We start from the raw sequence: 10,546 nt of genomic DNA on the forward strand, positions 1-10,546 counted from the left end.
CAGCCCCCACCACTCCCCGCTGCTCGGCCGCCGCCGTGTCCTCGGCCTCGCGGCCGCCGGCGCCGGCGCCGCCGCACTCGGCCTGCCTCGAGCGGCCGCCGCCACGCCGAACTTCTCCCGTCGCCCCCGTCCCACGCTCGGCGGTGGCACGATCGACCGGGCCGCGAGCGGGCCGGGCCCCGCGTACGACATCGGCCTGGACAACCCCGTCCTGGTGAAGAACTGGGACTTCGGCCATGCGGGCACGCTCACCGGCATCAGCTCGCTGAACCAGGAGTTCCAGTACCACGACCAGTTCGGGACGATCGGGAACGGCACGAACTACGGCGCGGTCATGGTCGCCCCCGACGCGGCGAACGCGCTGCCAGGGCAGCCGATCCAGGATCCGAACCGCCCGGTCCGCACATTCCACCCGTACTCGATGCGCACCCACCTGGTGCCGCTGAACGGCGCCACCACTGTGACGCCGACCCAGCACAACGCCGGTTCCGGCTCGTTCCAGGCCAAGTGGACCGCCGCGAACGGCGGATCGCTGCTGGGCCGGGACCTGCTGTGGGAGACGCGGGTCCGCTACGTCACGCCGCCGTACTTCTGGTTCGCGATCTGGACCTGCGGCAACATCTGGCAGCGCGGCGCGGAGATCGACGTCGTCGAGTCGTTCGGCTACGACAACGGCGGAGGCAACACCAACTACGACGGGCGCTTCTGGCACAGCGGCGTCGTCGGCGGCACGAACTCCGTCTACTACCACGCCAACTGGGGCGCGGCGATGGCATCGCGCGGCATCACGTCGTTCGACGGCACTCAGTACCACGTCTGGCAGTGCCTCTACCGGGCCGACGACACCTACGAGATCTTCGTGGACGGGATCCTCGTCCAGTGGGGGACCATTCATTGGACCGTCGGCGGCGTCCAGGGCGCCCAGCCGATCAACATGAGCTTCATCTTCGACGGCGGCTGGGGACACACGAAGGTGGCCTCCGTCAACCACTCGCTCCCCGCGTCGGCGCTGCAGGGCACCTACTACGAGTGGGACTACAGCCGTATCTACCTCAGCGCCTAAGGACGGGTACCCATGACGTTCTCGCTCGGCATCGTCGGTGCTGGACAGTTCGCCGGCTCGCTCACGCGGCTGTTCGGCCTCCATCCCGCGATCTCCGACATCTACGTGACCGACCTTCTTCCCGAGCGGGCGAAGCGGTTCGCGGAGACCTACGGGCTGGCCGGAACGGTGGCGACCTACGACGAGCTGCTCCGCTCGCCGGTCGACGCCGTCGCCGTCATGACCCAGCGATGGACCCATGGGCCGCTCGTGGTGGCGGCGCTGAAGGCGGGCAAGCACGTCTTCAGCGCCGTCCCGATGGCGGTGAGCGTGGAGGAGGTCGCGGAGATCATCGACGCGGTGCGCTCGACCGGGCTCACCTACATGATGGCGGAGACGAGCTACTACAACCCGGCGACGGTGTTCGCGCGGCGCAAGCTGGCGGAGGGCGGGTTCGGCCGCGTCTTCTACGCCGAGGGCGACTACGTCCACGACATGGACCTGGGCTTCTACGAGGCGTACCAGTACAGCGGCGGCGAGAACTGGAAACCGACGGCGAGCTTCCCGCCGATGCTGTACTCCACCCACGCGATCGGCGGCGTGCTGGGCGCCCTGCCGACGCACGCAGTCAGCGTCAGCTGCCTCGGCGTTCCGGACACCCGCGGCGACGGGGTCTTCGACCGCGAGGTCAGCATGTTCGACAACGACGTGTCGAACGCGACGGCGCTGTTCGAGCTCGCCGACGGCGGCACGATGCGCACGAACGAGCTGCGGCGGGTGGGGTACCCGAGCTACATCAGGGAGTCCCGGTTCCGCTACTTCGGCACCGAGGGGAGTTTCGAGCAGTTGGCCACCGTCAGCCTGTGGCAGGACAAGTTGGGCGTCACCGACGTCTCGGAGCTGCTCGAGACCCGGCCCACACTGCCGGTGGACGCGCCGGAGCTGGCCGACGTCGACCCGGCACTGCGTGCGGCGTTCGCGTCCGGCTGCGCGGCCGTGCACGACCCCGCCCGGCTGCCCCGTGAGTTCGACGGCGCACCGAACGGCCACGAGGGGACGCACCAGTTCCTGGTCGACGACTTCGCCCGCGCCGTCGACGCCGCGACGCTGCCGCCGGTCAATGCATGGGCGGCCGCCCGGTACACGGTGCCCGGGATCATCGCCCACGAGTCGGCCCGCCGAGGCGGCGAACGGCTGCGGATCGACGACTTCGGCGACCCGCCGGCGTGAGCCGGTTCCACGCCGCCGTCGAGCCGTCGCTCCGTATCCTGTAGACCGCCGCCACACCCCCGAGGGAGCGTCCGTTGCGCTTCGCCACGCTGCTCGTCGATGACCGAGAGCAAGCCGCCGTCGCGTGCCATGGCGACCAGTGGGCGCCGTTGGACCTGGTCGACCCGGCACTGGCCGGCGACCTGCTCGTGCTCATCGAGCAGCAGCGGCCGCCCGGCGAGCTGGCGGAGCTGGCCCGTCTCGCGGCGCGGTTGCCGGCCGGCCGCCTCGTCGCGGCCGGCGAGGCCGTGTACCGGCCGCCGTACCGGCGGCCGCGCAAGATCTGGGGGATCGGGCTGAACTACGGCGACCATGCCGCAGATCTCCACGAGAGCACCCCGGACCAACCGGCGTCGTTCATCAAGGGCAGCCACACGATCATCGGTGCCGGCGACGACATCGTCATCCCGCGGCAGAGCCGGCGCACCACCACGGAGGCCGAGCTCGGTCTGGTCATCGGCCGTGACACGGCCGAGGTCGGCCGAGCCCGCGCCCTGGACCACGTCTTCGGCGTCTGCGCCGTCCTCGACCAGACGGCGGAGGACATCCTCGCCCTCAACCCGCGCTATCTCACCCGCTCGAAGAACTTTCCCACGTTCTTCTCCTTCGGCCCCGAGATCGTGACGCTCGACGAGTTCCTCGCCGGCCGCGAGCTGACCGACGTCGAGATCGCGACGCGGGTGGACGACGTGGACATCCGGCGCGACGTCGTCGGCAACATGACCCACTCACCGGCCGAGCTGGTCGGCTTCCACAGCGCGATGATGCCGTTCTTCCCGGGCGACGTGATCTCGACGGGAACCCCCGGGGCCGGTGTGGTGACGCCCGGCGTGCTGGCCGAGGCGCACGTCGACGGCCTGCTGCCGTTGACCAACCAGGTCCGGGCCCAGGGTGCTCCGCGATGACGATCGCCTCGCTCCGCGTGCCGGCGACGGTCCCGCTGCAGGTGCTCGGACGGGTTCCGGACGCGATGGCGGTGCCCGGCAAGGTCTCGCCGTGGGCGCAGGTGGAGCGCGGTGTCGACGCTCCGCTGTGCTTCCTGGAGGGGCCTGTCCTCGACGGCGCCGGCGGGCTCTACATGGTCGACGTGGCGTGGGGACGGATCCTGCACATGGCCGCGCAGGGGGACTTCTCGGTCGTGCTGGAGTACGACGGTGAACCGAACGGCCTGGCCTGGCTCGACCACGACACATTGGCCGTGGCCGACTTCCGTCGCGGCCTCGTCCTCGTCGACGGTGTGCGGAGCGGAACACCGCGCATGCGGGTGCTGCTCGACGGCGCCGACGGCCGGCCCTTCCGCGGGCTGAACGACCTCGTCGTCGGCTCCGACGGCTCCATCTACGTGACCGACCAGGGCGACACCGGCCTGCATGACCCGTCCGGCCGCCTCTACCGCGTCCGTCCCGGCGGCCGCCTCGAGACCGTGCTCGACGCCGTGCCCAGCCCGAACGGCCTGGCGCTGGACGAGGAACATGGCGTGATCTACCTCGCCGTGACCCGCGACAACTCGATCTGGCGAGTGCCGCTGGGCCATCGTGGACCCCGGAAGGTCGGCAGGTTCATCCAGTTGTCCGGCGGCATCGGACCCGATGGGATCGCTCAGGGCCCCGACGGCACGCTGCTCGTCGCGCACCTCGGCATGGGTGTGGTCTGGGTGTACGACGAACGCGGTCTCCCCCTCGTGGCGTTCGAGGCGCGACACGGACGTGCGACGACGAACGTCTGCGTCGACGACGGCGGACGGGTCTACGTCACGGAGTCCGACACCAGCACGATCCTCACGGCCGATCTCACCGCCGCGCTCGCCGCCGCCGGAAAGGACCTTCGATGACCAGCGTCCTCTACACGGGAGCCGCGGGGCGTCTAGGTACGGTGCTCCGGACCGGCCTGGCCGGGCAGTTCGACCGGGTGGTGCTGTACGTGCGCGAGGAGGCGATCGACGCCGACGCCACCGAGGAGGTCGTCGTGGGCCGTCTCGATGACCTCGCCGCGCTGACCGAGGCCATGCGCGGCGTCGACGTCGTCGTCCATCTGGCCGCGATCGCGGACGAGGCGCCGTGGGAGGACATCCTGGCCAGCAACATCGACGGCACGTACGCGGTCTTCGAGGCCGCACGGCGAGCGGGCGTGCGCCGCGTCGTCTATGCCAGCTCGCACCACGTCATCGGGTTCTACCCGGCGACCGAGCGCGTCGGCCCGGCACACCCCGTGCGGCCCGACAGCTACTACGGCGTCAGCAAGGTCTTCGGGGAGGCGCTCGGACGGCTCTACCACGACAAGTGGGGCCTCGAGGTGGTCAACCTGCGGATCGGCTGCTTCCGGCCGGAGCCGGAGGACTTCCGCCAGCTCAGCGCCTGGTTGAGCCACCGCGACGGTGTCGAGCTGGTCCGGTGCGCGGTCGTCGCGCCGGAGGTCGGCTACCTCACCGTCTACGGCGTGTCGGCCAACACCCGCGGCTGGTGGGACAACGACGAGGCGGCCGCCTCCATCGGCTACGTCGCGCGCGATGACGCCGAGGCCCATGCCGAGCTGTTCTCCGCGGACGATCCCGCACCATCCGTGCATGGCGGCCAGTTCGCGGATCCGTCCTACCGTGGGGTGGGCCGCTAGCATCGGCGGGTGAGTGAGCCACTGCGCGTCGGCGTGCCGCGGCAGTCCCGCGACCACCTCAGCCGGCCGCGGCTGCTCGAGGCGCTGGGCGAGGGCGAGCTGCCGCTGCGGGTCGTCCAGGCGCCCGCCGGGTACGGGAAGACCGCGCTGCTCGCCGAGTGGGCGACCGGCCGCGGCACCACCGCGGCGACCGTCTGGGTCACCGTCGACGAGGAGTGCGCGACCCGGCTGGGGTTCTGGTCGCGGCTGGTGGCGCTGCTCGGCACCGTCGACCCGGCGCTGGCCGGCGTCGAGGTGTCCGCGGACGCCGTCGCCAACCTGCCCACCCTGCTGCCGCCACTGCTCGATACCGCCGGGCGGCCGCTCACGCTGGTCGTCGACGCCGCGGAGCAGCTCGCGGACCCGCAGGTCGAGCGCGACCTGCTGCGGCTGGTCCGGCACACCGCCCGGCTGGAGCTGGTCGTCGGCACGCGCCGGGCCGGTGAGCTGACCGACCCGGCGACGGCGCTGAACGTCGACGCCGTCACGCTCGGCCACCATGAGCTCGCCTTCACCCCCGACGAGTCGGCCCGGCTGGCCGAGCAGCTCGGCAGCCCGCTGACGGCCGAGCAGATCGGCGCCGTGCACGACGCGAGCGCCGGCTGGCCGCTGGCCGTCCGCGCCGGGGTGCGGATGCCACCGGAGCACCCGTGGCCGGACCCTGCCGAGGCCGACACCCTCTCCCGGCTGCAGCGGATGCTCGTCGGCGACCTGGCCGAGCTGCCCTGGTTCGACGACCTCGTCCTGCTCTCCGTGGTCGACGGCGTCAGCGTGCGGCAGGCGGAACTGCTCGGCGTCCGCCTCGACGACCACCCGATCCTGGCCGCCGTCGAGGCGCGTGGGCTCGGCGGCTGGGAGGACGGCCTGGGCGAGCCGCGGTTCCGGCTGCAGCCACTGGTCCGCGACGCGCTGCGGCAGCGGCTCGACGACGACCGGCTGCGGGCCGCGCACCGGCGGCTGATCGCGTGGTACGAGGAGCGCGGCGACCGTGCCGGCGCGTTCGAGTCCGCGCTGATCGCGCAGGAGTGGCAGCGCGCCCGCGTCCACCTCGGCCAGGCGTTCCGCGAGGTCGCCGGCGGCCTGGACCGCGGCTGGGTGCGCCGGGTCGAGCTGCCCAAGCCGGTGCTGCGGGCGCAACCGCTGCTCGCGCTGTTCACCGCGGTCGCGCACTACGCGAACGGCGACGTCGCCAAGGCGGTCCGGATGCTGACGGCCGGCGTCGCGACGGCCGAGTGGCAGCGGTTGTCGTCGCACGGCCGAGTCAGCGTCGACCACGTCTGGATCCAGGGCATGCTGACGCTCGGCCTGCGCTTCGCCGGCCGCGACGAACTGGTCCAGCCGGCGCTGCGCCGGCTGCTGGCGATGCTGCCGCGGGCCGCCGACCCCACCGGTGAGCTGGACTACCTCCGTCCGCTCATCGTCACCCAGACCGCCTCGACCCACCTGCTGCTGGACCGCGTCGACGACGCCGTCGGCGCGCTGGCCGAGCGGCCGCCGGAGCGCCGGGGAAGCGGCAGCGGCGGCCTGCACCCGGAGTCGCTGACGGTGCTCGCGCACGCCTCGGCCGGCCGGATCGGGCTGGCCCGGGCCGCACTGGCCGAGCTGGTCGACTCGCGGTTGCCGCGGTTCTTCAACGCCGGCTTCTACGCGATCCCCAAGCACGTCGGCGCGGCGTACGTCCACCTGGAGGACCACCGGCCCGACGCCGCCGCCGACGAGCTCACGCAGGTCATGCCGCACTGGCCGACGGTCGAGTGGTGGCCGCTGGTGCTGCACGCGCGGGCGGTGCAGCACTGGCACGCCGCCGGCGCGGCCGACGCGCTGCGCGTGCTGGACGCCGGCCTGACGGAGAAGAGCCGCAAGCCGCTCGGCGCCGCGATGCGGGCCATGCTGACGGCGTTGCACGCGGAGCTGCTGCTCGCCGCCGGCCGGCCCGCCGAGGCCCGCCGGCTGATCCCGTCGCGCCGGATTCGCCCGTACCCGAGGCTGGCGGTGGCCAAGGCCCGCGGGCTACTGCTCGACGGCGACCACGCCCGGGCCCTGACGATCGCCACGGCGCCGGCGCACGAGCATCGCGGGACACCCCGGATCCGGCTGCACCTCGGCCTGATCGCGGCGTCGGCGCGGCTGCGCACCGGCGACCGGACGGCGGCCGCGCGCGAGTTCGCCGACGCCGTCGCGCTGTCCGACGACACCGGGCTGCGCAGCCCGTTCGCCGCCATGCCGCGGCCGGACTTCCACACGCTGGTCGCGGCGGTCCCGGACGGCGCCGGGCTGCGCGCGCACGTCGACCGGTTCCCGGTGCTGTTCCCCGAGCCGGAGGCGCTCGTGTCGCTGACCCGGCGCGAGTCGGCGGTGCTGGCCGAGCTGGCGACGCCGGACACGCTGGCGGCCATCGCCGGCCGGCTCGGCGTCGCCGCGGGCACGGTGAAGAGCCAGTGCCGCGCGATCTACCGCAAGCTCGGCGTCTCCGCCCGCGACGAGGCCGTGGCCGAGGGTCGTCGCCGCGGCCTGCTCTGATCGTCCGGACCGGGGCGAAGGGGTAAGAACCGGGGGTATTTCCGCGAGACCCGCACCCGTACCACGGACCACGTCTGCTGCCCTGGACACGCATGACAGGAGCGGAGCACGGGGGACGGGTGGATCGAGGACCGACGGACGGCAGGGTGCCCCGAGCTCGGCTGTTCGCTCGTCTCGACCACCCGGCCGCGCTCTGCGTCATCGTCGGCCTGCCCGGGACCGGCAAGACAGCGCTGGTCGCCGAGTGGGCCCGGCAGTACGCCCGGTCCGGCGTCACCGTCACGTGGATCGACGACGCGGCCGGTGTGCGGGCCGCCCTGGCCGGAGCCGGTGGGAACGGAAGGGCTCCGGCCGGGGCCGGTCCGCAGGTGCTGGTCGTCGACCGCGGTGACGACCTGGCCGAGCCGGACGCCGTCGCCGCCGCGCTGGCCGCCGCGCCGCACGTGCGGCTGGTGGTCTGCGCTCGTGGGCCGGTGCCGCTGGTCGCCGCGGCGTACCGGGCCGGGCTCGACGTCACCGAGCTGACCGGGCCGGAGCTGCTGGCCACATCGGACGAGCTGGCCGCCGCCTGGGGCGAGTGCGGGCTGGCCGCCGTGCACGAGCACACCCGCGGCTGGCTGCTCCCGGCCCGGCTGATGATCGACGCCCCGACCGCCGCGGACGGGCGCCGCTCGGCCACCGACTACGTGCGCGCGGTCGTCCTCGGCGACTGGCTGGACGACGACGTGCGGGCCGCCGCGGCGCGGCTGGCGCTGGCCGAGCCGATCACGTCCGCGCACCTGCACGCCGCCGGCGTCGGCGCCGAGCTGGCCGGACGGCTGCGCGCCGCGGGGTTGCTGACCATGCCGGACGACGGCGGGGACTGGTCGATGCCGCCAGTGCTGCGGGACGCGGCGCGGGCCGAGGGCGACGAGGCAGCGCAGTGGCATCGCCGGTTCGCGCTGGCGCTGCTGGACACGGACCGGCCGGGTGCGGCCGTCCGGCACGCCCGCGCCGCCGCCGACTGGTCGCTGCTGGCCCGGATCTGGACCGCCGCCGGGCTCACGCTGCTGGTCGAGCGGGCCGACGACCTGGGCGCGGCATTCGGCGACCTGCCCCGCTCGGTGCTGCACGATCACCCGGACCTGCGGCTGCCGGCGGCGGCCGCCCGCATCCTCGCCGCCCACCCGCCCGGCGTCAGGACGTTGCAGGCGCTGGTCAGCGCGTTCCGCGCCGATGGGGAGCCGCTGCTGCGGGCCGAGGAGGCGACACCCGGCCGGCCCAGCGACCGGCAGCTGCAGCTGCTCTCGATGGCGATCGTCGCCGACCGCCTGGACGGACGCTACGAGCGCGCCGTCGCCGGCGCCGCGCGGCTGGACCGGGAGCTCGCCGGACGCGAGCCCGGCGACGTCTGGCCGATGCACCGGGCGTGGGCGCTGCACCAGTCGGCCCAGGCGCTGCTGCTCGGCGGGAACGGGTCGCGGGCCGTCGCGGCCGGCACCCAGGCCTACGCCGCCGCCCACGACGTCGTCACGCACCCCGTCACCGCGCATCTGGCCGCCGACCTCGCGCTGGCGCACGCCGCGGGCGGCGCGACCGGCGACGCCCGGTACTGGCTGGACGTCTACGAGCGGCATCGCGGCCCGGCGCACTGGCTGGAGTACCTCGTCCGGCTGCCCGCGCACCTGGCCGCCGCGTTCGTCGCCGTCGACCGGCTGGACGAGCCGGCCGCGCGCGCCGAGCTGGAGCAGGCCGAGGACGACACCGGTCAGGCCGAGCTGTGGCCGTTCATCGTCGCCGCGCTGACCCAGTACGCGCTGAGCTTCGGCGACCCGATGCTCGCCCTGACCGCCGCCGACCGCTATGCCGCCCGGAATCCGCAGCCGGCCGGCGGCCTCTCCGCCCGGATCCTCGACCGGTGCCGGGCCGAGCTGCTGCTCGCGCTCGGCGAGCTGAACCGCGCCGATCTGCTGCTGCGGGACGTCGGTCCGGACGCGACGTGGGCCCGGGCGCCACTGGCCCGGTTCCACCTGATCCGCGGCGAACCGGCGCTGGCCGGCCACGTCGCCGGGACGGCGCTGTGGGAGGAGGACACGACGCTGCGGGACCGGATCGACCTGCTGCTGATCGAGGCCGCTGCGGCCGAGGCGCTCGGCTCGTCCGGCACGGCGGACCACTCGTTCGCCCGTGCCGCCGCGCTCGCCGGCCGGGCCGGGGCGCTGCGGCCGTACACGTTGCTGCCGGCGGAGGTCCGGGAGACACTGCTGAAGCGGTCGGGTGTCGTCGTCGACCCTGCCGTGCTGACGGCGCGCGCTGCGTATCCGGCGCGAGCCGAGCTGGTGACGCTGACGGACCGGCAGCAGGCGGTGCTGCGGGCCCTGGACCGGCACGAGGACGCGGCGGCGATCTCGTACGCGCTGGTCATGGCGCCGACCCTGGTGGAGGAGCAGCTGCGGTCGCTGTACGCGGCGCTCGGGGTGACGGACCGGGCGGCGGCCTTGCTGCGCGCCCGCCGGCTCGGGTTGCTGCCCGGGTAGATGGCCGGGTTGCTGCCGTTGGCTCTGCGGGGCTGCGAACGTTTGCCGTCCCCCTGCTGCCCATTTTCTTAGCCGCGGGACCGCGCCTCAAGTCCGCGGCCACTGCTGGTGACTGTTGCGTTGTGGTTGCGGGCCGCGTACTTGACCCGCGGTCCCGCGCCAAGAACGGGCAGCTATCAGGGGGACGGGGGAAGTGTGGTGACGCCCCGTCGGGCACGGCGACGTCGTTGAGGGCTCCGGCGTGATCCGTGAGATTCTGGGGCGTTTCCCGGGCCGCCCACCAGGCGTTCTCCCGCTCTACCGGGCATGCATGGGTGGTAGAGCGGGAGAACGCCTAGTTGTACCCGGCCAGGACGTTGGTAGCGGCGAGCCTGGTTGAACGAACGAGAACCTCCGAATGGGATGTGGCTTGTCGAAGGCCCGCTCCACCCGGAGGTTCTCGTGTCCCACGGTAGTGCCCGGCTGACCGTGCATGGTCGCCGCCTGATCGTTCAACGCCACCGGGCCGGCTGGCCCCAGGCCCACATCGCCGCTGCGATGGGAGTCTCCC

7 protein-coding genes are annotated in these 10,546 nt (G+C 73.6%); all 7 read left to right on the forward strand.

Features of this window, described 5'->3' with window-relative positions:
- Nucleotides 1-1,063 (forward strand): LamG domain-containing protein (locus C1I92_RS34180; RefSeq protein WP_158564383.1); only part of this gene is annotated, 1,063 nt, incomplete at its 5' end.
- Between the two features lie 12 nt (nucleotides 1,064-1,075).
- On the forward strand, nucleotides 1,076-2,272 hold the full coding sequence (locus tag C1I92_RS31750) for a Gfo/Idh/MocA family protein (RefSeq protein WP_111258630.1): 1,197 nt from the start codon (nucleotides 1,076-1,078) through the stop codon (nucleotides 2,270-2,272).
- A 74-nt stretch (nucleotides 2,273-2,346) separates the two neighbouring features.
- Nucleotides 2,347-3,216 (forward strand): fumarylacetoacetate hydrolase family protein, encoded by an 870-nt coding sequence (locus C1I92_RS31755; RefSeq protein ID WP_111258631.1) that lies wholly within the window; start codon nucleotides 2,347-2,349, stop codon nucleotides 3,214-3,216.
- Complete coding sequence (locus C1I92_RS31760; RefSeq protein ID WP_111258632.1) at nucleotides 3,213-4,142, forward strand: SMP-30/gluconolactonase/LRE family protein; 930 nt, start codon at nucleotides 3,213-3,215, stop codon at nucleotides 4,140-4,142. The genes C1I92_RS31755 and C1I92_RS31760 overlap by 4 nt, the downstream gene beginning before the upstream one ends.
- Nucleotides 4,139-4,921 carry an NAD-dependent epimerase/dehydratase family protein gene (locus C1I92_RS31765; RefSeq protein ID WP_111258633.1) on the forward strand — a complete coding sequence of 261 codons (783 nt, stop codon included), beginning with the start codon at nucleotides 4,139-4,141 and terminating at the stop codon, nucleotides 4,919-4,921. The genes C1I92_RS31760 and C1I92_RS31765 overlap by 4 nt, the downstream gene beginning before the upstream one ends.
- A gap of 9 nt (nucleotides 4,922-4,930) precedes the next feature.
- Nucleotides 4,931-7,480 carry a LuxR C-terminal-related transcriptional regulator gene (locus tag C1I92_RS31770; protein ID WP_111258634.1) on the forward strand — a complete coding sequence of 850 codons (2,550 nt, stop codon included), beginning with the start codon at nucleotides 4,931-4,933 and terminating at the stop codon, nucleotides 7,478-7,480.
- 146 nt (nucleotides 7,481-7,626) lie between these two features.
- Nucleotides 7,627-9,996 (forward strand): hypothetical protein, encoded by a 2,370-nt coding sequence (locus tag C1I92_RS31775; protein ID WP_111258635.1) that lies wholly within the window; start codon nucleotides 7,627-7,629, stop codon nucleotides 9,994-9,996.
- Nucleotides 9,997-10,546: the final 550 nt, after the last annotated feature.

It is taken from the genome of Jiangella anatolica (assembly GCF_003236295.1).
Classification (GTDB): domain Bacteria; phylum Actinomycetota; class Actinomycetes; order Jiangellales; family Jiangellaceae; genus Jiangella; species Jiangella anatolica.